Below are 23,396 nucleotides of genomic sequence, written 5' to 3' on the forward strand. Positions count from 1 at the left end.
GAAACGTACTACGGCCTGTCGGACATGACTGTTGCTGTGGTGTGTGGAATACGGCTACTTGCGGCGGTCTCGCCACCTCCTCGACCACTCGGTTGCGCCCACTGCCAGTACCAGAATGCCGATCGCAGCGCCCCCCGAGACGAGGAACTGCATGCCGCCGAGAAGGTAGGCCGCCAGAATCGCCACCGAGACCAGCACCACGAGCGACCACAGGCGCAGCCCGTATCCAGCGGCGAAACGAGTGGCGCGTGGTCCGGGCCGAGCTCGGACCGAGACCAACTCCGCCTCGAACTCTTCGTCCTGTCGAGGAAGACCATTGCCGTACCCGACCGCTCTCGCGGCGTCGAACTGGACCGAAACCAACTCGGCCTCGAACTCTTCGTCCTGTCGAGGAGGACCACCGACCTTCCCGATCGCTTCCGCGGCGGACAATCCGTCGCGGACAGTGTGCGTTCCGCGGAAGATGTGTGTCCTGACTGTCTCCGGAGCGATGGCCAGTAGTACCGCGATCTCGACGGCGGTCCATTCCTCCACTCGGCCGAGGTAGGTCGCGGTCTTCTGTCTCTTCGGCAGTTCCTGGATGGCTCGCAGGATCTCGGACTCCACGACTCGGGCATGGACCGGGTCCGGGTGCTCACGCCGCAGGGACAACCCTTGCCGCAGTTTCAGTTCGGAGAGGCGGTGTCTGTGCGCTTGCGACAGCGCTTTTCTCCGGGCGACGGTGAAGATCCATTTCTGCGGAGCGTCGATCCTGTGCCATGTGCGCCACGCCTCTTCGAAGGTGTCCTGCACGACCCCTTCTACGTCCAACGCCGAGTCGCTGAATTCGTTGGCGCGCGCCAGTTTCCGAACGAATCCCAGAAGTCGGGGCTGGTATTCGGCATAGAAGGCGGCAAAGTCCGTGCAACCCTGCTGCCACGCAACATCTTCAGTGCGGGAGCCCTCGGTGCCGAAGAAATCCATCCCGTCGGAGTCCGCCGGTTCCTGTTCATCCGTCATCGCGCACGCGCCGTGGTTCGCGCCGCCCGTGCCCCCGCGCGGTACGCGCGGTCGATCCACCTCGCTTTATACCTCAACCGCGTCAGGTTCCGCACACCGACGATCACCACACCGGCCACCATCAACTCCACTGTTCTCACGGACCTCAACTTCCCGGATCGTCACCGAGACTGGATGCCTCGGCTGTTCGATCAGGTAGTGGCCGCACACAGCCAATGTGTTTACACGAACTCCAAGGAATTTTCGGCCCGGAGCAACTGGCATCAAATCAGTACGCTCGCAACGGATATGAGGATCCGCAACAGCCACGGGGTGCGCCGAGCGAGCCTCTTCGACGTGGCGACGCATCCCGGTCAGGGACGATTCCGCTTCGGCGTAGATCGCGTCGCGCTCGTCCTCTGCCGTAGTGATCCGTTGCGCCGCTTCATCCTCGACATTCCCGCAGCGTCAGTCGCGGACTCCGCGATGGTGTCGGCTTCCTCGGCAGCAGCCAGCGCTAGGGCTTCGAGTTCCGTGGCGTGGTCGAGGCACCTGGCCATGTCGGCGACGACTTCCGCCGCGTCCGCCCGCGCTTTCCATGCCGCCAGTGAGGCAGGTGCTCGGTCAGGCTACAGCGGCTTGGGAATAGGGCACATCTCCTGCCACAGATCCCAGTAGTCTTCGCTGACCGGATTGTTGACCGGGGTAAGACCGGCTACGGCGCGGCCGAGCCACGGCGGTGTCGGATCGTCGAAGGTCAGCGCCGCCAGCAGTTGCGGCCCGGCGTCGACCTTCTGGGCGGCGAGGGTCGCGATCATCCATTCCAGGTCGTGGGCGCTCACCGTGGATGATTCCACCTCATTGGCTCGCAGCATTCCGTCGAAAAGGTAGGTGTCGATGGAAGGGATGCCATCGAGTGTCACCACAAGCCCGCGGATCTCTCGGTCATCGGGGATACACAGCAGTTCGGGAACCCGCTCGCGGATCACCGACGCGGTGACGTCGATCTGATCGCGCCCTTCCTGGATGCTCTCCTTGATCAGTTTCTTCAGTCCGGCGTCGTCCCCGCGGCGAGCGCTCGCGTCCGCGTGCGCGGTTTTCACTTCGACCAGGAGCACGAGGTCGTCGAAAACGACGAGATAGTCGACGGTCTTCTTCCGCTCGCTGGCGGGCCCGTAGGTGATCTCGGAGTAGACGATCGCGCCGTTCGGTTCGAGCAGCCTCAGTGTCTTGCCGACGTGCGCCTCCAGCGACGTGCCGATCGCCCCGAGATACCGGCTGCGGCTGGGTTTGTCGCTGACGAAGGCGAACATGCCCGTGAAGTACAGCCCGCGTGGTTTGATCTTGTCCATCAGGTGCGGGCTGTTCGGGACGAGGAAACCGCCGGGGCGACGGATCAACGGCGTCGCGAGCAAAGGGTTGTCGGCCCACATTTCGGTGCCTTCACGCTCGCCGTCTTTGGCTCGTCGCTGTAGTTCGGCGTCATCGGTGACGAGGTGGTCGCGGATGATCTTGTGCACCGCGTCCAGATCGGCACCAGGAAAGGCGTCGAGTGAATCGGCCAGCTCGAGGGCCTCATCGGAGATCCAGCCCCCGTCCATCGCGGCGATGGCATGCAGCACGAACACGGCCTGCATGTACACCGGCAGCGGGACGCCGAGGACACGTTCCCAGTCCTCTGCGGTCGGCAAACCGGTGATGCCGGGTTCGTGGAAGACGAACAGGCCCAGCGACCGGGTCAGGTCTTCCAGTCCGTAGGTGGTGAACGGCTGTTGCTGCGTCTGAAGTCGGTACACCATCCGCCTCATTCCCGCGCTGGCCAGCACACCGACCGCAGGAATATCCGGATGGTCCGCGTTACCGGCCAGAACGCACAGGCCGACGAGTCGACGATCGTCGACGGGCTCGTCGGCGCGGTAGATCATGCCCTCGGCCAGTGCCGTACGTGCGATCATCGAGAGGGCGAACTGGCGGACAGGGCTCCGCCGACGCGCCGTCAGCGTCGCTGGATTCATCTCGTCGAGTCCGGCGCTCACCTGAGCGACCTTCTCCAGCAGTCGATCCCGATGGTACCGACGAACGGCGTGGGAGAACTCCCGGTAGGTGACAGGCCGAGGACGCATTCCTCGATTCTTCCAGCCGCGGCGCGAGCACCGCGACCGAATATATGGCCGAGCATTCTCGGAGCGAACCACCGCGCGCAGCGCCCCCTGTCGGCCCCGGCGTCCGCTGGCACCGGAAATCCTGTACTCCGTCAAGGGCACGGCTGTCGAGTCCGACCGCGCGATCGTCGCGTCGTTTCATCGTCGCGGATCCGCCACTCGGGACTCTCCGTCGACCCCGCTCATGGAGTCGTGCGGGTCTCCGCGGGGTCGATGACGTCCGCAGTCTACGTCCCGCCGCCCTCCGCGTCCGGCCGGTCCGGCGTTGCCCGCGCGCCGATGCCCGGATCAGGGGTGCATCGCTCGATGAGATCGCTGAGCTGGTCGCGGTGTTCGCGGGCGGTGCGGCTGGCCAGGACATGGGCAGCGGTGATCGCGCGGCCGTATTCGATGTCCCGGTATTCGATCCGGCTCTGGTGTTCGGCGCGTTCGGTGTCGAGAAGTGCGCGCAGACCGGTGGTCTCGGCGATCAGGGCGCGGTTCTCGGCCGCGACGACATCACGTTCGCCTTCGGCCCGCGCTTGGGCCAGCAGCGCGGCCTCCACCTCGGCGCGTGCCTCGGCTACTTCCTCCGCCGCGTCCTGCTCGGCCCGGTCGCGTTCGCGTTCGGCGGCGGCGATCCGGTTGGCGGCGTCTCGCTCGACGGCGTTGGCTCGCAGGATCGCGTCTCTGGTTGCGGTACGGGCTTCTCGGGCGGTGGCCAGGGCGAGTCCTTCGACTTCGACTGCGCGGGAGAGTCGTTCAGCCATCATCGCGCGGGCTTGTTCGGCCTCGGCGCACGCGTGTTCGGCCTCGGCGATCCGATGGTCGGCCTGGCGGCGGATCTCGTCGACCTCGCGGTCGACAGCGGCCGGATCGGTGAGTCGGGCGAACAGATCGGCGACGTCACCGGCGACGGTGGCCAGTTCGCCGCGCAGTTCGCTGTAGCGGTCCAGCAGCCCCGCGAGCGTGTGCGCGCCTTCCGTGATCGGACGAGGCCCCGGGTGTAGGACCGCCACCTCGGCGCCGGTGGCCTCGCGCAGTACCCGCATGGCCTTCTGAGCGGTGTGATTCGTATCGTCGCAATATCGGCGGGGCGCGCCGCGCCGCCCGGGGGTCCGAGCGGGCAGCGGGGTGCCGCAGCCGGGAAACTGGCAGCGTCCCTGCGACGAAGCGGTGGCGTTCGGTGCCACGGCGTTCGACATCGGAATCCTTTCCATTCCATTCCGTTTCAATCCGCTGACACGAAATGGAATGAAACGGAATGGAATCGGTTCGTCAGGTGAAGGGGACGAGGTCAGGCGGCGAGCGCGAGCATCTCGGCCCGCACCCGGGGCAGCCGGCCGGCGATGACCGCGGCGGCGGAGCGGCTGGCGGCGCGGTCGTTGTGGCCGTACCGGCGGTCGGTGGTGGTGACCGATTCGTGGCCGGCGTCGCGGGAGACCACGAACAGCGGTACACCGTCCTGGAGCTTCCAGCTGATCCCGGTGTGGCGCAGCGTGTAGGGAGACAGCCGTTTGCCGCTCATCCGCCGGATCGCTGGACCGTAGACGGCCATCAGTTCCTCTGCCGGCAGCCCTCGCCACAGCGCCTTCTTGGTGAACAGCGTGAAGTCGCGCCGCGCCAGGCCGTCGAGGCGGCGCAACGCGGGCTGCCAGGCGTTCTTATAGAAGTGCGACGCAGTGACCGGGGTCTGTTCCCCGGTCTGGAACAGCAACGCGTTCCCCGGGCGGTCCAGGTCCAGTCGACCGAGGGTCTCGAGCGGGATGCTGAGGGTGCGGATGCCGCGGCTGGACTTCGGTTTGCCGAGTTTGAGACGGCTGCCGCCGTCCTTGTACGCCTTCGCGATGCGCACCGACCCCGTCTCGGGGTCGACATCGCGCACCAGCAACGCCGCGACCTCGCTCGGCCGGGCCATCGACACGAGCCCGAACTCGGCCTGGGGCCGCCACCGCGGCAGCAGCAGGTGCTCGAACAATTCCCACTCGTCGTTGTCGAAGATGTCGATCTCGGACTGATCGTGTCGCGGCAACCGGACTCCGGCGCAGGGGTTGAAGGGCAACAGCGGCGTCGGCCGCTGTTCGGTCGCCGCGCGCAGCGCGGCGCTGAGGAACCCGTGCTTGTTGCTGATCGTCTTGGGGGCGTTGCCTTTGTCCTGTTCGAGGAACACGATCCACGCCGCGTCGGTGTCCTGGGTGACCGCGTCCAATCGGGCTCGCTCCCCGTAGAACGGGAGGATGTCGTTGACGATGAACCGTCGATACTTGCGACGCCCGTCATCCTGGACGCCGACCATCCGATCGATGTAGCGCTCGAGCCATGTGGAGAGCAACATCACATCCGACCCGGTCTCGCGCCGGGTCTCGACGACCTTGACCGCTTCCTCGATCCCGATCCGGTCGATCAGGTCGGCCCACCACTGGGCCTCGTCGTACTCGTCGAAGGTCTCCGAGGACTGCCGACGCTTGCCGTCGACGTCGTAGAAGTAGAACGGAACCTGCCAGGCGATGGAACCATCGGCGCGCTTACGCGGCCGGGGAGTGGAAGACATGCCGAACCTCTCGGTCGTCGGGAAACACGACCTGAAAGCGGCTGATGACACCGATGATGGCACACAACCGGTGCTGATGACACCGATGATGACCGGCGGGTGGTTTCGGTGTCCCGGAACCACCCCTGACCTGGACGTTTCGTGGAGCCGCCTGGGGGAATCGAACCCCCGACCTTTTCATTACGAGTGAAGCGCTCTACCGACTGAGCTAAGGCGGCGTGCCTTTCGGCCACGCGAGTCTATCGTCTGGTGGGGGTTTATGCGAAAACGGGTGGTCAGGAGGTGCGGGCGGCGATGAGCGCGGCGACCATGGCGGCTACTGCGAAGCGGGGTTTGACGTTGAGGTCGAGGGCTTCGCGGCAGGCGAGGACGGCTTCTATCGAGCGGAGCAGGCCCTCGGGGGCGACGCGGTCGGCGAGGTCGTGGATCTGGTCGGTGAGGTCGGGGTGGGTTAGGGGGACGCCGGAACCGTTGCGGGCGGCGCCGAAGCGGATGGCGAGTGCGTCGCGGTAGACGCCTGCGACGTCGACGAGGGCGAGGTCGAGTGCGTCGCGGCCGGTGCGGGTGGCGCGGGACTTCTGGCGGCGTTCCAGATCCTTGAGCACGCCCGCGGAACCGCGGGTGGCGCTCGCGGTGCCCTTGCCGGTGCCGCCCGCGCCGAGTGCGGTGGCCAATTCCTCGCGTTCGCGTTCGTCGCGGGCGGCGCTCATCTGCTTGGCCTCGTCGTCGGCGGACTTCACCAATTCGTCCGCGGCGGCGTAGGCGGCGCCGGGTTTACCGACCGCGCCCACCAACGCCAGTGCGCGACGGCGGCGCGTGCGCGCCTCCTCGTCGGTGGCCAGGCGCCGCGCCCGGCCGACATGACCGCCGCTGATCGAGGCGGCCCACCGCGCCGTCTTCTCGTCGAGGTTGTCCCGCTCGCGCAGGACCCGTGCGATCGAGGCCACCGATGGTGTGACCAGATGCACGTGACGGCAGCGGGAGCGCAGGGTGATGGAGATATCCTCGGGATCGACCGAGGGCGCGCACAGTAGGAACACCGTGCGGTCCGGCGGCTCCTCCACGACCTTCAGCAGCACATTGCCCGCGGCCTCGGTAAGCCTGTCGGCGTCCTCGATCACAACCACCTGCCAGCGCCCCGTACTCGGCCGCCGCGAGGCGATCTGCACGATCTCGCGCATTTCCCTGGTGCTGATACTCAGCCCCTCCGGAATGACGCGACGCACATCGCCGTGTGTGCCCGCCATCGTGGTGGTGCAGGCGTGACACGAGCCGCAGCCGGGTACGCCTGGCTGCGTGCATTGCAGTGCGGCCGCGAAACACAGCGCGGCAACGGACCTGCCCGAACCGGGCGGTCCGGTGAACAGCCACGAGTGGGTCATGGCCCCCTCGGTGACCCCGTTGCGCGCCGCGACCGCGGCAGCCGTCAACTCGGACTCGACCGCATCCTGGCCGACCAACCGATCGAAGACACCCGCCACGCGCTCAACCCTAGCCGCTCCCACCGACACGGCCTTCCGAGGCAGCGCACAGCCTGGGTCAGGACTTCTTCGCGGCGGCCTTCTTGGCGGGCGTCTTCTTGGCGACGGTCTTCTTCGCCACCGTCTTCTTGGCGGCGGCCTTCTTGGCCGGTGTCTTCTTCGCCGTCTTCTTCACGGTGCCGCGCTCCCGCCGCTTGGCGAGCAGTTCCGAAGCCCGTTCGTCGGTGACCGACTCCACGGACTCGTTCTTGTCGAGACTGGCATTGGTCTCGCCGTCGGTGACATATGGACCGTAGCGACCGTCCTTGATCACCATCGGCTTACCCGTGACCGAGTCGGCGCCGAGTTCGCGCAACGGCGCGGTGGAGGCAGCCTGCCTGCCGCGGCGCTTCGGCTCGGCGTAGAGTTTCAGCGCCTCCTCCAAGGTCACCGTGAATATCTGCTCCTCGTTGGCCAGTGACCGGGATTCGGTGCCCTTGCGCAGATAGGCTCCGAAGCGGCCGTTCTGCGCGGTGATCTCCTCGCCGGTCGCGGGATCGGCGCCGACCACCCGCGGCAGCGACAGCAGTTTGAGCGCGTCGTCGAGGGTGATCGTGGCCAGATCCATCGACTTGAACAGCGATCCGGTGCGCGGTTTCGGCGCGGCCGCCTTCTTGGCGGTCTTCTTCGCCGCCGGGGGTTCCTCGGTCGGCCTCGGCAGGATTTCCGTCACGTACGGGCCGAAACGTCCTGTCTTGGCGACGATCTCGTGTCCTGACTCGGGATCCACACCGAGACTGCGCCCCTCCTGCGGAGTCGCGAACAGCTCCTCGGCGACCTCGGCGGTCAGCTCGTCCGGTGGCAGGTCGTCGGGCAGATTCGCCCGCTGGGATACCGAATCACCTTCGGGATCATCGGGATTGGCGATCATCCGCTCGAGATACGGCCCGTAGCGTCCTACGCGGACCACGACATCGCGACCCTCGTCGTCGGTGAACAACTTGATGGAGTTGATCTCGCGGGCGTCGATGTCGTCGAGCTGATCGCCGACCATCTTCTTCAGTCCGCCCGAGCGCGCGACCGAACCCTCGACACCGTTCTCGCCGCCGAAATAGAAGCTGGACAACCAGTTTCCGCGCTGTTGGCGGCCGCCCGCTATGGCGTCGAGGTCGTCCTCCATCGCCGCGGTGAAGTCGAAGTCGACCAATCTGCCGAAATACGCCTCCAGCAGGCCGACCACCGCGAACGCGACCCACGACGGCACCAGCGCGCTACCACGTTTGTAGACGTAGCCGCGATCGAGAATCGTCTTGATGATCGAGGAGTAGGTGGACGGACGCCCGATACCGAGCTCCTCCAATGTCTTGATCAGCGATGCCTCGGTATAACGCGCGGGCGGATTCGTACTGTGACCGTCCGGATTCAGCTCGACCGCGGTGACGCGCTCGCCCTCGTCCAATGCGGGCAGTCGGGATTCGGCGTCGTCGGACTGACCGCCCGCCTCCTCGTCCACGCTCTCCACGTACGCCTTGAGGAAGCCCGCGAAGGTGATGGTTCGACCCGAGGCGGAGAACACGCATTCCTCACCCGTGCCCGCCACACCGGTGATGCGCAAGGTCAGCGTCGTGCCGCGCGCGTCGGCCATCTGCGAGGCGACGGTGCGCTGCCAGATCAACTCGTAGAGCTTGAACTCGTCGCTGTCCAGCCGCGCGTGCAACTGCCCCGGAGTCTGGAAGGTGTCGCCGGACGGGCGGATCGCCTCGTGCGCCTCCTGGGCGTTCTTGACCTTGCGGTTGTACTGACGCGGCGTCGGCGAGACGTACTCGGCGCCGTACAGCTGCGTGGCCTGCGCCCGCGCCGCGGCGATGGCCGAGTCCGAGAGCGTGGTCGAGTCGGTGCGCATGTAGGTGATGTAGCCGTTCTCGTACAGACGCTGGGCCACCCGCATCGTGCGTTCGGAGGTGAAGCGCAGTTTGCGGCCCGCCTCCTGTTGCAGGGTCGAGGTCATGAACGGCGCGTACGGCTTGCGCGTGTAGGGCTTGGCCTCGGCGGAGGAGACGACCAGATCGGCGCCGTCGAGCGCCTCGGCCAGTCGCCGCGCGTACGCCTCGTCGAGGACGATCACCCCGGACTCCGCCTTGAGCTGCCCGTCGGGCCCGAAATCGCGGCCACTGGCGACCCGCGCGCCGTCCACGTTGACCAGGCGCGCCCCGAAGGTCCGCGGACCGGTGGCAGCGGCGTGCTCGCCCGCGCCCGCGCCCGCGTCGAGCTTGGCGGCGATATCCCAGTACTCGGCGGAACGGAACGCCATGCGCTCGCGCTCGCGCTGCACGATCACCCGGGTGGCGACCGACTGCACACGGCCCGCCGACAGTTTCGGCATGACCTTCTTCCACAGCACCGGACTGACCTCATAGCCGTATAGGCGGTCCAGGATGCGGCGGGTCTCCTGCGCGTCGACCAGATCGGAATCGAGTTCGCGGGTGTCGGCGGCGGCGGCGCGAATCGCGGGTTCGGTGATCTCGTGGAACACCATCCGGCGCACCGGCACCTTGGGCTTGAGCGTTTCCAGCAGGTGCCAGGCGATGGCCTCGCCCTCGCGGTCGGGGTCGGTGGCCAGATAGAGCTCGTCGGCGTCCTTGAGCAGACTCTTGAGCTCGGTGACCTTGGCCTTCTTGTCCGGACTCACCACGTAGATGGCTTCGAAGTCGTTGTCGACGTCGACACCGAGACGCGCCCAGGGCTGCCCCTTGTACTTGGCGGGCACGTCGGCAGCGCCACGCGGGAGATCCCTGATATGACCGACCGAAGCCTCGACCGTGTAGTCGCGGCCCAGGTAGGGGGCGATCTTGCGAGCCTTGGTCGGGGACTCGACGATCACGAGACGACGCAGGGGACGGCCCTGGTCGGCTGCACCGCGGTCTCGTGTTGCCACCGGCGAATACACCTTTCCTTTTCGACCCGCGCGACGCGTGAGCGCCGGTTGCGCGGCTGGGGCAAGCAGCGGCGATATGTCATCCCGCCACCAGACACGTTTATACCTTCACGCCGACGGCGGTCGAGTGCTTGCGACTCGAACCACTGAGCGTACGTGTTCACCGCCGTTCAGTATGCAGTGTCCGCCAGCAGACCGGTCGCGAGACGGATGCCTCGGCGATTACGCCGATCGTGCCCTACCCCAGATATAGCTCGTCCCTCACCTCCGTTACCCGGTGGTGAGGGACGAGCTGAATCGTTTGCGTCACTCAGGAGAGTGCGCGGACTCCGGTGGCCTGAGGGCCCTTGGTGCCCTGGCCAACCTCGAACTCGACCTTCTGGTTCTCCTCGAGGGTACGGAATCCCGACCCCTGGATCTCGGAGTAGTGGACGAAGACGTCAGCGGACCCGTCCTCGGGCGCGATGAAGCCGAACCCCTTCTCCGCGTTGAACCACTTCACAGTTCCCTGTGCCATTCTGTTCCTTCTCTTTTCTTACCGGAACGGCGGACAACTGGGTTCGTCCACCGGGTCCGTTCCGACCGTTGTACTGTTGGTTCCCCCTGCAAGGAAAGCACCAAGCACACCGTTCGCAACATCGATCCTGCTGACGGTTTGGACTTTGGATCCGTCCCTCGAACACAGAAGCTTGCGACCAGGAACCAGTGAACCATGTCTTCGAGCAATTCAACAGTCGAGTTACCGACAATTTGCAAAAAACTTGATCTTGCGAATGCGCAGGTAAGGGACAGAATGCCCGAATCCCGACTTCAGGTACGTTTGCCGCTTGATAACCGAGTGTACGTTCAGCAATCTGGCTGTGACCCAGGTCGCTATTGGGTATCGAAATGTGGGGCCGAGGTTCCCAAGCGCACACGTTTCACATTTTCCCAGCGTATCGCGCACGACGCATCGTGAATTCGACCGACCGCGCGGCTCCGGCAACCGACGGCAACTCCGCAGATTACGGACGATCGTTGCTGAATCGTGTCCTGCGCGGGCTGCCGGACTCCGACGGCGGCCCGACCCACGTTGTCGAACTGCCCGCCCGCTCCGCGGCCACCACGACCTGGCCGGACTGGGTCGACGACGAGGTGATCGACGCGCTGCGCGAGACCGGTGTCGACACCCCGTGGGCCCACCAGACCCGCACCGCCGACCTGGCCGCGAGCGGACGTCACGTCGTGCTCAGCACCGGAACAGCATCCGGTAAATCGCTGGGGTACCAACTGCCCGTACTCACCGCCCTGCGGGAAGATCCCAAGGCCACGGCGTTGTATCTGGCGCCGACAAAAGCACTGGGAGCCGATCAGTTGCGGGCGATCAGCGAGTTGACCCGCGAGGGTCCGCTTCGTGATATCCATCCCGCCACTTACGACGGCGACACCCCCGCCGAGATCCGCCAATGGGTGCGCGCCAACGCGAGGTGGATCTTCACCAATCCCGACATGCTGCACCTCGGCATCCTGCGTTCCCACCAGCGCTGGGCGCGGGTACTGCGCCGACTGCGCTACGTGGTCATCGACGAATGCCACGCCTACCGTGGTGTCTTCGGCTCCCATGTCGCGCTGGTGCTGCGCAGGCTGCGTCGGGTCGCGGCCCGCTACGGGGCCGATCCGACATTCATCCTGTGCTCGGCGACCACGGCCGAGCCCGCCGCGGCGGCCGCCCGGCTCATCGGCGCCCCCTGCGTCGCGGTCACCGAGGACGGGTCGCCGCGCGGCGCGCGCACCATCGCCCTGTGGGAACCGCCCCTGATCAGCACATTGACCGGCGAGAACGGTGCGCCGGTGCGGCGTTCGGCGACCGCGGAGTCGGCCCGGATCATGGCCGATCTGGTTGCCGAGGGCGCGCGGACGCTGACCTTCGTCCGATCGCGCCGCGCCGCGGAACTGACCGCGATGGAGGCCCGGCGGTTGCTCTCGGAGGTAGATCCCCAGCTCGCGTCGCGTGTCGCGGCGTACCGGGCCGGATACCTGGCCGAGGACCGCAGAGATCTCGAATCGGCGCTGTCGGACGGATCGCTGCTCGGGGCCGCGACCACCAACGCACTGGAACTGGGGGTGGACATCGCGGGCCTGGATGCCGTCGTCATCTCGGGATTTCCCGGAACAGTCGCCTCCTTCTGGCAACAGGCGGGCCGGGCCGGGCGGCGCCTGCATGGCTCGCTGGTACTGCTCGTGGCCAGGGACGATCCGCTGGACACCTACCTCGTGCACCATCCCGAAGCGCTGCTGGACAAGCCGGTCGAGGCCACCATCACCGACCCGCGCAATCCGTATGTCCTCGGTCCGCATCTGCTGTGCGCGGCCATGGAACATCCCCTCACCGATGCCGAGGTCGACGCACTCGGCGCGCGCGAGCTGATCGAGGAAATGGCAGTTCACGGCCGTATTCGCCGGCGCGTGACCGGGCGTGACGGCGCGGCGCGCTGGTATGTGACCGCCGACGCCCAACCGCACGACGCAGTCGACGTCCGGGGCGGCATCGGATCGCCGGTGGCGATCGTGGACGCTGAAACCGGCAGGCTGTTGGGCACCGCCGACGCCGGACGCGCGCAGGCCACCCTGCACGAAGGGGCCGTCCACCTGCATCAAGGCGACACCTACCTGGTGGACGAACTCGACATCGAGGGCGGGGTCGTCTTCGTACACGCCGAAGAACCCGGGTGGACGACCAGTGCCCGGCGGCTGACTTCCATCGCCGTCGACGAGATCACCGAACAACGCCGCCACGGTGCGGTTACCTGCGCATTGGCGCGGGTAAGGGTCACGAGTCAGGTGATCGGTTATCTGCGCACCCTGCTCACCGGCGAGGTCCTCGACCTGGTCGAACTCGACATGCCCGCCCAGATCCTGCCCACCAGGGCCGTTCTCTACACGGTGACGCCGCAACTGCTGGCCGATGCGGGAATCACCCCGCAGCGCACGCCCGGCGCGCTGCACGCCGCCGAACACGCGGCGATCGGCCTGTTACCACTGGTCGCCACCTGCGATCGGTGGGATATCGGCGGTGTCTCCATCGCCGACCACCCGGATACCGGGCTGCCGACGGTGTTCGTCTACGACGGTCAACCCGGCGGTGCGGGCTTCGCCGAACGCGGGTTCGGACAGCTGCGCCGCTGGCTGGCCGCCACCCTCGAGGCCATCGAGGCGTGCGCGTGCGCGACCGGTTGCCCGTCCTGCGTCCAGTCCCCCAAGTGCGGCAATGGCAACCATCCGCTGGACAAGGTCGGGGCGGCCCGCCTGCTGGCCGCCGTTCTCGGTGAACTCGATGGCGAGCCGATCCGCATATCCGCAGGTCGAGACCACGAATCCGATTAGTAACGGCGCACCGCGACGGCGTGGCCGCACGGCGACATGCCGAGCGGTCACCAGTCGTCCGTCCCCGTCGCGACCCGGCCCTCGCACCGCACGACCGGCTCCCGAGTGTGACAAATAAAGAGGAATCGATTCATGTTAACTGGCGTATTGCCATAGCCTTTCCCGCGCGACGTGCGCAAACAATACGGATATATCCCCGCCGCGTTTCGGGAATTGATGCGATATCGCAATTATCCGACTACGGGATTACCAATTACCCCGCCGCGAACTAACCCCTGCCGGTGTCTGTACGGACGGGTCACTCGTCATCGGCGACGGGTCCCGCACGAGCGACGGCGTGAACGGTGCGTTGCCCCAGCAGACCTATTGGTACATTCCCTTCGACGCTTACCGTCGCGTCCCACTCGTCGACTTCGCAACCGCGTATCCGCATACTCATCCGCCGTACCACCTCACCCCCTTCGGCGCAGCCGGCCTCGACACCCGAATCCAATGCGCCCGCGGCGGCGAGAGCTCCGAGATCGGCCGCCGCCTGTGCTCGATGACGGGCAACCGCGACGACACCGATCTGCGCGATCATCAGGGTGAGCGATAACAGCGCGGTGAGCGCGAGACATCCCAGGACGGTCGCGCCACCCCGCTCCGACCACATCGCAGACCCGCCATCGGGCGAAGGTGGACCACAGCCTGCCCTCGCGAGCGTTGGCGGCGATGCCATGGACGCGGCGGCCGATCCGATGGGATCCGTCGGTCGCGGGCGGGCCTTGTCCGACGATGTGAACTCCACTCCGCTGGTCATCGGACACCGGGTTCCCGGGTGGCGACCGCGTCGGCGTGTAGCTCCAGTAACGGTAAGAGCGGTGTCCGGGAGTAGACGGTCGCGACAATACGATCACCCTCGCCGTGCATGGCGATACGAGCACCGGACGGGGCGATTCGGCCCGCCGCGGAGACCGCGTTCGCCACATCGCCGCGAGCACCCAGGCGCGCGGCCTCACGCGCGGCGTCGACACAGCGGATCTGTGTCGACGCCGCGAGCAGTGCGCCGACGCAGCACAGTACGACGGCGACGATCGACGCGACCGCGAACGCGGCCTCCACTGTCACCGCACCACGGTCACTCACCAGATCCGTTGTACTACAACCACCTTTGCGCCTGGTCAGACGGCCGTGTTCAGTGCCTTGTCGATGATCCGCGTCAAGGCATCGATGATCGAATCTCCCGTCACGACGCCGTACAGCACCGCGCCGAAGGCCGCCGCGGCAATGGTCCCGATGGCGTACTCGGCCGTGCTCATGCCCTCCTCGGCGGCCCCGAACCGGAGCAGCCGCAAGCGGATCGCATTCGGCGACGGCAACAGTCGCGTGAGGCGCGCCGAGCGGACGGATCGCCGCCTCTGGACCACGAATCTCGCCAACCGCGATGTCAGCACGTCTCGCGATATCCGTTCGCGAGGCCGCGCCCACGTCGACTCGCAGGCCGCGGCGCCCGACCGTCGCCTTCCGCTCCTCCCGCCCGACCGCACCGATGTCTGCGTAACCCTCTTCCCCATCTGCGTTCGCACCCGATACCCCTCTTCTCGATGCCCGCGCGGCCGCTCCGCGCGGACAAGTTCGTACGCCGCTCACAGCAGCCCGTCGCCGAGCACATGACCCGCCATACCGATCACCACCGGGACAATGCCAAGGCAGAGGAACGCGGGCAGGAAACAGAGCCCCAGCGGACCGCTGATCAGCACACCCGCGCGCTCGGCTCGCGCGGCGGCCAGATCCTCGACCACACCGCGCCGCTGCGCGGCGAGTTCGCCGATCGCCGTCGCCAGACAGGACCCGGACCGAGCCGATCGCCGCGCGATCCGCGCCAGCGACTCCACCTCTTCCGCCCCCGCCTCGCCCCGCGCGCCCTCGGCGGCGCACTGCCACGCGACGGCCGCATCCGCACCGAGCGCCAAGAGATCGGCGGCGCGTATCAGCGATCGCCCCAGTGCCGCCGGCGCCGTCCGAGCGACCGCCCGCGCGGCACCCGCGGGTGGCAGCCCCGCCCGAAGACAGGAGGCGAGCAGATCGAACACCGATGCCACGACCAACGGATCGCCCGCGACCGCCTGTGCCGCGCGCTAAGCCCGCTCCGGTCCGCCGGACCGCAATCCCCGTAACCGCCGCACCACCGCCACCCGCCCTGGCATGACCAGCAAGGCACAAACGCCAAGCAGCACGGAAACCATCGCCCCTCCCCTTCCTCTGAATCGCGGCCACGACGGCGCGGTGGTTCATGCGAGGACCTTTCCCGTGATGGCGTCGGTCCACAGGAGACCGGCGCAGGCCAGCAGACAGCCCAGCGGCAGCAGGACCGTGCCCGGGCCGCGGCCGAACAGCACCGCGATCGGTGCGGCGCCCATCAGTTGACCCAGGGCGATACCGAGGATCGGGAGACAGGCCAGCACGGCGGCCGTGGCACGCGGACCCGCCAGTGACGCGGTGGTTCTGGCCCGGAAGCGGATTCGCCCGGCCAGATCCGTTCGGGCGGCGGACAGCAGTTCCGCGAGGGCGAGACCGTGATGTTCGGCGACCTGCCACGCCTCGGCGATACGCCCCAGTTCGGCGGCCACCACGGAATCCGGTTGCCGCAGCCCCTCCGCACCCGCACCGCCGAGTCTCGTGCGTGCGGCAGCGATCGCGAATGCCCTGGCCGCGACACCTTCCGACTCACGCGCCGCGACGTCGGCCGCGGCACTCGGATGCGCCCCGACCCGAAGTTCGCCGATCACCGCCTCCAGCGCCGCCATGAGGTACCCGCACTCCACGGACCTGCTCTTGTCCACTCGAGTCCGTCGCCACCGCATGGCAACGGTGCCCGATACGGCGACGGCGGCGACCGCCGAACCGATGCCGAGCGCGAACATCACCGCGACCGCCACCGCCGCGACCGCGACACCCGCCGCCGCGAGCGCCGACCAACGCGAAGCGCGGAATCCACCGCGAGGCGCGCCGAACACCGCCGCACGACGCCGCACCGCGCTCGGTCGAGCGACAACCGAGACAGCCAATGCCAGACATATCGGGGCGAGCACGTACCCGGTCACAGGAACCACCGTTCGGCAAGCGACACGGCCAAGACTTCGGCGGCGCGCTTCGATGGTGGGCGTGCGATCGCGGCGGACGGCATATCGCGTACCGAAGTGGTCAGATCCAGGGTCATTCGAGCCCATCGTTCGGCGAGAAGCGCCGCGTCTGCTGGCTGCTCGGTTGTCGAAACGGGTGCGTGGGCGGTCTCTCGTTGGGTCATGTGTGGGATCGCTCAGTGATCAGGGCGGTCAGGGTTTCGGCCGCGGGGGTGGGTGCGTTGTCGTGACGCCAGGCTGGGCTTATGTGGACCCGGCCGGACTCGTCACGTACGAGGACCCCTATTTCGCGGAGACCTCGTGAGCCGTCGGGGCGGCGGTGGACGTGGAGGACCACCTGGACCGCAGCGGCCAGTTGGCTGTGGAGTGCGGCTCGGTCCATACCGCCGAGGGCGGCCAGCGCCTCCAGACGCGCCGGTACCTCCCGTGGCGAGTTGGCGTGGACCGTGCCCGCACCGCCGTCGTGCCCGGTATTGAGCGCGGTGAGCAGGTCGACCACCTCCGCGCCCCGCACCTCGCCTACGACTATGCGGTCGGGGCGCATGCGCAGGGCTTGGCGGACCAACTCTCGGACCGTGACCGCGCCCGCGCCTTCCACGTTCGCGGTGCGGGCGACCAGGCGCACCACGTGTGGGTGCGGGGGCGCGAGTTCGGCGGCGTCCTCGACGCAGATGATGCGTTCGCGGGCGGCCACCTCCGCCAGCAGAGCGGACAGGAGTGTCGTCTTGCCCGAGCCTGTTCCGCCTACTACGAGAAAGGCGAGACGGGATCGAATGATCCGACGCAGCAAGGCTTTCGCGTCGGCGGCAACCGAGCCCGCGGCGGCCAATGCGTCGAGGCCCTGGGTGGCGGGGCGGAGTACGCGCAGCGACAGGCAGGTGCCGCCGTGCGCGATGGGAGCGAGGACGGCGTGCAGGCGGACACCGAACGAATCACCCAGTGCCGCTTCGGTTCCCGAAAGACGACCGTCGACCCAGGGCTGTGCGTCGTCCAGTCGCCGCCCGGCGGAGAGGGCAAGCCGCTGCGCGAGGCGGCGCACCGCGGCCTCGTCGGGGAAGACGACGGCGGCCTTCTCGAGTCCGAATCCGCGATCTATCCACACCGCGTCCGGTGCGGTGACCAGGACATCGGCGACCCGCGGATCGTGCAGCAGCGGTTCGAGCACGCCCGCGCCGGTCATCTCGGTTTGCAGCAGGCGCAGGGCGCGCAACAGATCCGTATCGCCCAGCACGCCGCCCGCCTCGGCGCGAATGGCGGCCGCGACTTGGGCGGGATTCGGTTCGCCCGCCGCCCCGGCCAGCCGCGCCCGCACCCGGTCGAGCAGCTCGTCGGTCACCACGGCGCTCATCGTCGCCCCCGCGCGACATGTGCGCGGCCGCCGTGACATGCGGTCGGCCCGACACCCCGCGCGACCGAGGCCCGTGCGGTCCGCACCGACGGCCCGGCATCCGATCCGCGCACCCCGCGTGCGTTGTTCATCACAGGAACGCGCATTTCCGCATGAGGATGGCGTTCCGCGGCGCACGTCACATAACGACCGGAATTCATCGTGCACCCACCGGGGAGGATGCGCTGAGGACAGCGAGAACGGCATCCGCGGCGGTGCGCAGCGGACCACGCCGCAGGGTGAGCCCGCCGCGTTCCAGGCGCGCGGCGAGCCCCGGTTCGGCCCGCACGGCGGCCAACAATGGCAGGTCCAACAGGTCCGCGACCTCGGCTCCGCGCAGCCCGCCGGGCGCCGGACCTCGGACTATCAAGCCCTGGTTGGGATTTCGGTGCCGGACGTGTCCGGCTACCGCTTTCGCCGCGGCGACGGCGCGCAGCCGTGCGGGCACAACGAGCACGACCAGATCCGCGCAGTCGAACATCTGATCCGCGTGCGGCCCGCGTTCACCGGAGACATCGCAGATCACGAGATCGCCTGCGGCACGGCCTGCTTCGATGACGGCGCGGACCGCGACGGGTGCGAGTTCCCCTGGCAATCGGCCGGCACCACCGCGCCCGCAGGCCAGTACGACCAATCCCGGCGCCGCGGCGGGCAGCGCCTGATGCAGGGCCGCCGCCGAGACGCGACCGTCCTCGACGACCAGATCCGGCCAGCGCGACCCCGGTTCGGATTCGATGCCGAGCAGCAGGTCGAGGCCGCCGCCGAGCGGTGCGCCGTCGACCAGAACCGTCTCGGGACGGGTGCGCAGCGCCGCCGATCGCAGCGCCGCCGCGGCGGCGAGGACGGAGGCTCCGGCGCCGCCCGCGGCCCCCGCGACGGCGACGACGACACCGTCTCCCGCGCGCGGTTCACCGTACTCAGCAAACTTCTCGACAAGGCCGATGGCGGCCCCGGGCAGTGCCGTCACGCACTCGACACCGACGACCGCGGCGGCCTGCCAATCGGACAGTTCCGGCTCACCCTCCGTCACGAGGACGACACCGACCCGACGGGGATATCCGGCCTCCGCGCAGCCGCGCGCGGCGTCTGTGTCGAGGATCACCAGGGGCGCCGCGGCCCAGGCGTGACGACCGACAGGTAGCGCCGCTTCGTCCAGTTCGCGTTCGGCGGCGGCCGCGATGCGGCGCACCTCCTCGCGCAGCCGAGTCCCCCCGATGAGGACGAGGGCGGGCCGTTTCGCGGCCATCCGCTCTGGTAGGAAGTCCATGCAGGTCAGCGTGTCCGATACGCGGCGCTCGCGACAGCGCCGATATACCGAATGTGGATAACTCGCGGGGTGTGGATGAATTCCGTGCACGGGGAGGGGGCGCACAGTCCCCGAAATAGAGGACGGCCCCAGCCGGGGGGGGAGGAGGCTGGGGCCGTCGGGTTCAGCCCCGGGGGGTCGGGCTGAACGCTCCTGGACTATGTCCAGGTGCCAGCAATACTACACCCATGTGCCGCCCACAACGCAAGTCCGTGGCCGGAGAAGTTTGGTGGCGTCGCTGCGCCTGCATCTCCCCGGCAAACCCTCGCCCGCACCGGGACACGCGCACCGGGGTACGCGCACGTACCCGCGCTCGGCGAGCGCGCTCGCCCATTCCGCATATCCTGAACGGGTGACGGGCGAGGGTGACCACGAATCGGCTCCTGACCGGAGCGCGCGCATCACCGCGGCTCCCTACACATCTCCCGGCGGCAGCGGGCGCGTCGCCGCCTTCTTCGACCTGGACAAGACGGTGATCGCGAAGTCGAGCGCGTTCGTCTTCAGCAAGCCGTTCTTCGCCCAGGGCCTGCTCAACCGCCGTGTCGTGCTGGAGAGCAGCTACGCGCACTTCCTGTACATGCTCTCGGGAGCCGACCACGACCAAATGGAGCGCATGCGCGCCCATCTGACGAACATGTGCGCGGGCTGGGATGTCGAGCAGGTGAAATCCATTGTGGCCGAGACACTGCACGATCTGGTCGACCCGCTGATCTACGCCGAAGCCGTGGATCTGATTGCCGACCACCGGATCCGGGGCCACGACGTGGTCATCGTCTCGGCCTCCGGCGAGGAGATCGTCGGCCCGATCGCCGCGGCGCTGGGCGTCTCGCACACCGAGGCCACCCGCATGGTGGTCGAGGACGGCAAGTACACCGGCGACGTGGAGTTCTACTGTTACGGCGTCGGCAAGGTCACCGCGATCGAAAAGCTGGCCGCCAGTGAGGGTTACGATCTCTCGCGCTGTTACGCCTATTCCGATTCGGTCACCGATCTGCCGATGCTGAGCGCGGTCGGGTATCCCACCGCGGTGAATCCCGACCGGGCACTGCGCCGGGAGGCGGCCGCGCGGGACTGGCCGGTGCTGACCTTCTCCAATCCGGTGTCGCTGTGGTCGCGGTTGCAGACCCCCTCCTCGACCACGGTCGCCGCCACCGCGGCAGTCGGTCTCAGCGCGATCCTGGCGGGCGCGATCACCTACCGGATCTTGCGCGGTCGACGCTGAACCCGCAGGTTTAGCCAATCGATAGCCATCCACCGTCGAGCTCGAAACCGAGGGTCGAAGTTCGGGAATTGAATCACGAAACACCGGCCGACGCGCCGACTTTTCCCGCCTCTGCCGACCCTTGAAGTGAGCCTGGTCACAGTGGTAGAAAGGTAGCTACGGAAGGACGGAAGGCCAAGGCTCGACCGGAAGAGAAGGTCTCGTCTCCCGACCCACCCTTCCAGCACGGACGCCAGGCACCCACGCGGAGCACGCCGCGACAAGGGCAGCAGGTTGTGGGCCTGCGAGTTTCGGCATCCGACCGGCGAGAGCCTCGCACAGGTTGCGGGGATCAACCGGCGGGAGCCGCGACGACGCCGAGGCCGAAGCACACAACCCACTCAGCACGCTTGGTAACCGGGTGGTCCGTGCTAGCGGGCGGCGAGGTCATCGATGACAACGCCGCCCGCTTCGATATGTCCCGGGTCGTTCCCTAGCCCGCCGCGGCGTCGGCGATGGACGTGGCCTCGCGCGCCCCGTCCTCCAGCGCGCCGCAGCACAGGATCGTCCACCCCCCTACCGCCTGCGCGTCCCCGGTGGCGAAACCCGCGGCCGCTTCCACATAAGCCTGCCGCCGCCGCAACCAGAACACCTCCGGCACACCCAGAGCATGCGGATCCAGCCCGCTTGCCACCGTCACCAAACGGGACGCGGCGCGTGCCACGATGCCGTCGGCCATGCCGAAGGGCCGCAGCGCCAGCAGCTCGCCGTGCACCACCGCGGCCACGACGGGCGCAGGCGCGGCGGTGCCGAGCACCGTCTGCGCCAGCAGGTCCAACCGCTGCGACACTCCCGGATCGGTCCGCGGCCTGCCGAGCAGCTGTTCATCCGGCACCAGATCGGCGGCGGCCAGCAGATGCAATCGAGCCAGCGCCTGTAGCGGCGCGCGCTGCCAGACGCCAACCAGATTGCGCAGCGCGTCACCGTCGAGGGCCTGGCCGACCCGCAGCGAGCCCGCCAGGATCGGATCGGCTACCCGGCCGTCGGCGGGAATATCGGTCGTGCCGCCGTCGATGGCCGCCGAGGACCGGGCGCCCCGCACCGCGCTCTCGGCCGCGGTGGTCGGCCAGCCGCGCCGGTTCGCCCGGTGCCGGTGCACGGCGGCGAGGCTGTCGCGGGCGCGATCGGCGGCTTCGCGGACACCGGGCAGGTCGACGAGTGGCTGAAGCGGATCGGTCACGGGATACGAGGCTAGCCGCAGGTCCGGCCCGTCATACCGTCGGCAGGTCGCGGCCGGGGATGGCGTCGAGCAGACGGCGGGTGTACTCGGCGCGCGGGGTGTCGAACACTTCGTCGGTGGTCGCGTTCTCGACCACCCGGCCCGACCGCATGACCAGCACCCGATCCGCGATCTGACGGACAACGGCGAGATCGTGGGAGATGAACAGATACGACAGCCCGAGTTCGGCCTGGAGTTCGTTGAGCAGCGCCAGGATCTGGGCCTGCACCAACACGTCGAGCGCGGAGACGGCCTCGTCGCAGATCACGACCTCCGGGGACAGGGCCAGCGCACGGGCGATGGCGACTCGCTGACGCTGCCCGCCGGACAGTTCGCTGGGATAGCGCCGCATGACCGAACTCGGCAGCGACACCTTCTCCAGCAGGTCGCGCACCGTGGCCCGGCGTTCGGCGGCGGTGCCTATCCGGTGGGTGCGCAGCGGTTCCTCGATGGTCCGGTAGATCGAGTACATGGGGTCGAGCGAGCCGTAGGGGTCTTGGAAGATCGGCTGCACCCGACGCCGGAAGGCGAATGCGCCGCGACGATCGAGGCTCCCCACGTCGAGACCGTCGAAGGTGACCGAGCCCGCGGTGGGCGCGAGCAGACCGAGCACCATCTGCGCGAGCGTCGACTTGCCCGACCCGGATTCGCCGACGATGGCCGTCGTGGTCCCGCGCGGCAACCGGAACGACACGTCGTCGACCGCGGTGAACTCCGTCGACCGCAGCGGCGTCGCGCCCCTGATACGGAATACCTTGGTCAAATTGCGCGCGACCAGCAGATCCGCGGGTTCGTCCACCTCGGTGTCGGCCGCGGCGACCAGCGCGGCCCGCTCCCGGACCTCGATGCGCTCCCGCGTCGCGGACGGCCGCCGCGAGGCCAGCGAGGGCGCGGAACTCACCAACTTGCGGGTGTAGGCGTGCCAAGGATCGCGCAGGATCTCCCGCGCGGGACCGGATTCCACCACCCGGCCGCGGTACATCACCACCAGGTGTTCGGCGCGTTCGGCGGCAAGCGCGAGATCGTGGGTTATCAGCAGGACCGCCGTGCCGAGTTCACCCGTCAGTCCGGCGAGGTGGTCGAGGATCTGCCGCTGCACCGTGACGTCGAGGGCCGAGGTCGGTTCGTCGGCGATGAGCAGCGGGGGGCGGCAGGCCAGGCCCATCGCGATGAGGGCGCGCTGGCGCATACCGCCGGAGAATTCGTGCGGGTACTGGTTGACCAGGCGCTGCGCGTCGGGCATCCCGGCCTCTTCGAGCAGTTCCACGGCCCGGCGGCGGGCCGCCTTGCCCTTGGCGATGCCGTTGGCCTCCAGCGTCTCGGTGATCTGGAATCCGATCTTCCACACCGGATTCAGATTCGACATCGGGTCCTGCGGGACCAGTCCGATCCGGCTGCCGCGTACCGCGACGATCTCCTTCTTCGACGCCTTGGTGAGGTTCTTGCCGTCGAAGACGATCGATCCGGCGGTCACCGTGCCGGTTCCGGGCAGCAGATCGATGATGCTGTGCGCGGTGGTGGACTTGCCCGACCCGCTTTCGCCCACAATCGCGACGGTCTGCCCCGGATACACCGACAGACCCACATCGCGAACGGCGGGAATCCGCCGACCGTCGGAGTCGAAACAGACGGTGAGACCGTCGATCTCGAGCAGCGGGCGATCCGACACCGGA

Annotated in this window: 19 protein-coding genes and 1 tRNA gene; 2 read left to right on the top strand and 18 right to left on the bottom strand. The window is 68.1% G+C overall.

The genetic code is table 11. The features are described from left to right. Nucleotides 1-54 precede the first annotated feature (54 nt). The 8 genes from APZ21_RS31830 to APZ21_RS31865 all read right to left on the bottom strand — a co-directional run bounded on the left by APZ21_RS31830 (nucleotide 55) and on the right by APZ21_RS31865 (nucleotide 10,582). On the bottom strand, nucleotides 55-963 hold the full coding sequence (locus APZ21_RS31830) for an RNA polymerase sigma factor (RefSeq protein WP_162240405.1): 909 nt from the start codon (nucleotides 961-963) through the stop codon (nucleotides 55-57). Nucleotides 964-1,607: 644 nt separating this feature from the next. After that, nucleotides 1,608-3,101 carry an NERD domain-containing protein gene (locus tag APZ21_RS31835; RefSeq protein WP_040703608.1) on the bottom strand — a complete coding sequence of 498 codons (1,494 nt, stop codon included), beginning with the start codon at nucleotides 3,099-3,101 and terminating at the stop codon, nucleotides 1,608-1,610. Between the two features lie 266 nt (nucleotides 3,102-3,367). Further along, nucleotides 3,368-4,324, bottom strand: coding sequence for a hypothetical protein (locus APZ21_RS31840; RefSeq protein WP_156371446.1), 957 nt, complete (start codon nucleotides 4,322-4,324; stop codon nucleotides 3,368-3,370). 92 nt (nucleotides 4,325-4,416) lie between these two features. Continuing rightward, on the bottom strand, nucleotides 4,417-5,670 hold the full coding sequence (locus APZ21_RS31845; protein WP_040703606.1) for a tyrosine-type recombinase/integrase: 1,254 nt from the start codon (nucleotides 5,668-5,670) through the stop codon (nucleotides 4,417-4,419). A 142-nt stretch (nucleotides 5,671-5,812) separates the two neighbouring features. Further along, nucleotides 5,813-5,888, bottom strand: a tRNA-Thr gene (locus APZ21_RS31850). 57 nt (nucleotides 5,889-5,945) lie between these two features. Further along, entirely contained in the window at nucleotides 5,946-7,151 is a 1,206-nt protein-coding gene (locus APZ21_RS31855; protein WP_054816808.1) for a DNA polymerase III subunit delta', read from the bottom strand. Between the two features lie 58 nt (nucleotides 7,152-7,209). Continuing rightward, entirely contained in the window at nucleotides 7,210-10,011 is a 2,802-nt protein-coding gene (gene topA, locus APZ21_RS31860; protein ID WP_156371463.1) for a type I DNA topoisomerase, read from the bottom strand. A gap of 364 nt (nucleotides 10,012-10,375) precedes the next feature. Further along, nucleotides 10,376-10,582 carry a cold-shock protein gene (locus APZ21_RS31865; protein ID WP_011206895.1) on the bottom strand — a complete coding sequence of 69 codons (207 nt, stop codon included), beginning with the start codon at nucleotides 10,580-10,582 and terminating at the stop codon, nucleotides 10,376-10,378. 500 nt (nucleotides 10,583-11,082) lie between these two features. Between APZ21_RS31865 and APZ21_RS31870 the strand changes: the two genes are divergently transcribed. After that, nucleotides 11,083-13,428: a DEAD/DEAH box helicase gene (locus APZ21_RS31870; RefSeq protein ID WP_054816917.1), complete on the top strand. Its 2,346-nt coding sequence runs from the start codon at nucleotides 11,083-11,085 to the stop codon at nucleotides 13,426-13,428. 298 nt (nucleotides 13,429-13,726) lie between these two features. Here the strand turns inward: APZ21_RS31870 and APZ21_RS33490 are convergent, their stop codons facing one another. The 8 genes from APZ21_RS33490 to ssd form a co-directional block, all read right to left on the bottom strand. Then, on the bottom strand, nucleotides 13,727-14,080 hold the full coding sequence (locus APZ21_RS33490; RefSeq protein WP_082393620.1) for an Rv3654c family TadE-like protein: 354 nt from the start codon (nucleotides 14,078-14,080) through the stop codon (nucleotides 13,727-13,729). Between the two features lie 143 nt (nucleotides 14,081-14,223). Then, on the bottom strand, nucleotides 14,224-14,553 hold the full coding sequence (locus APZ21_RS31880; RefSeq protein WP_239476965.1) for a TadE family type IV pilus minor pilin: 330 nt from the start codon (nucleotides 14,551-14,553) through the stop codon (nucleotides 14,224-14,226). Nucleotides 14,554-14,588: 35 nt separating this feature from the next. Further along, nucleotides 14,589-14,786, bottom strand: coding sequence for a DUF4244 domain-containing protein (locus APZ21_RS34595; protein ID WP_054816919.1), 198 nt, complete (start codon nucleotides 14,784-14,786; stop codon nucleotides 14,589-14,591). A gap of 267 nt (nucleotides 14,787-15,053) precedes the next feature. Further along, the gene (locus APZ21_RS31890) at nucleotides 15,054-15,509 is read right to left on the bottom strand and encodes a type II secretion system F family protein (RefSeq protein WP_371852307.1); all 456 of its coding nucleotides are present in this window, start codon (nucleotides 15,507-15,509) and stop codon (nucleotides 15,054-15,056) included. A 189-nt stretch (nucleotides 15,510-15,698) separates the two neighbouring features. After that, a complete protein-coding gene (locus tag APZ21_RS31895; protein WP_239476969.1) occupies nucleotides 15,699-16,511 on the bottom strand; it encodes a type II secretion system F family protein in 813 nt (270 codons plus the stop codon). Then, entirely contained in the window at nucleotides 16,508-16,714 is a 207-nt protein-coding gene (locus APZ21_RS35900) for a hypothetical protein (protein ID WP_239476970.1), read from the bottom strand. Before APZ21_RS35900 ends, APZ21_RS31895 begins: the two co-directional genes overlap by 4 nt. After that, the gene (locus APZ21_RS31900; RefSeq protein ID WP_054816810.1) at nucleotides 16,711-17,898 is read right to left on the bottom strand and encodes a TadA family conjugal transfer-associated ATPase; all 1,188 of its coding nucleotides are present in this window, start codon (nucleotides 17,896-17,898) and stop codon (nucleotides 16,711-16,713) included. Before APZ21_RS31900 ends, APZ21_RS35900 begins: the two co-directional genes overlap by 4 nt. Nucleotides 17,899-18,094: 196 nt before the next feature. After that, nucleotides 18,095-19,204 carry a septum site-determining protein Ssd gene (ssd, locus tag APZ21_RS31905; protein WP_082393623.1) on the bottom strand — a complete coding sequence of 370 codons (1,110 nt, stop codon included), beginning with the start codon at nucleotides 19,202-19,204 and terminating at the stop codon, nucleotides 18,095-18,097. 439 nt (nucleotides 19,205-19,643) lie between these two features. Here ssd and APZ21_RS31910 point away from each other — a divergent pair, with 439 nt between their 5' ends. After that, nucleotides 19,644-20,465 (top strand): HAD-IB family hydrolase, encoded by an 822-nt coding sequence (locus APZ21_RS31910; protein WP_054816922.1) that lies wholly within the window; start codon nucleotides 19,644-19,646, stop codon nucleotides 20,463-20,465. 472 nt (nucleotides 20,466-20,937) lie between these two features. On the opposite strand, the gene APZ21_RS31915 is transcribed toward APZ21_RS31910, so the two are convergent. Next, on the bottom strand, nucleotides 20,938-21,684 hold the full coding sequence (locus APZ21_RS31915) for a Fic family protein (protein ID WP_054816811.1): 747 nt from the start codon (nucleotides 21,682-21,684) through the stop codon (nucleotides 20,938-20,940). Nucleotides 21,685-21,715: 31 nt separating this feature from the next. Beyond that, entirely contained in the window at nucleotides 21,716-23,392 is a 1,677-nt protein-coding gene (locus APZ21_RS31920) for a dipeptide ABC transporter ATP-binding protein (RefSeq protein WP_054816812.1), read from the bottom strand. Between the last annotated feature and the right edge of the window lie 4 nt (nucleotides 23,393-23,396).

The sequence above is a fragment of the Nocardia arizonensis genome, assembly GCF_001310275.1.
Classification (GTDB): domain Bacteria; phylum Actinomycetota; class Actinomycetes; order Mycobacteriales; family Mycobacteriaceae; genus Nocardia; species Nocardia arizonensis.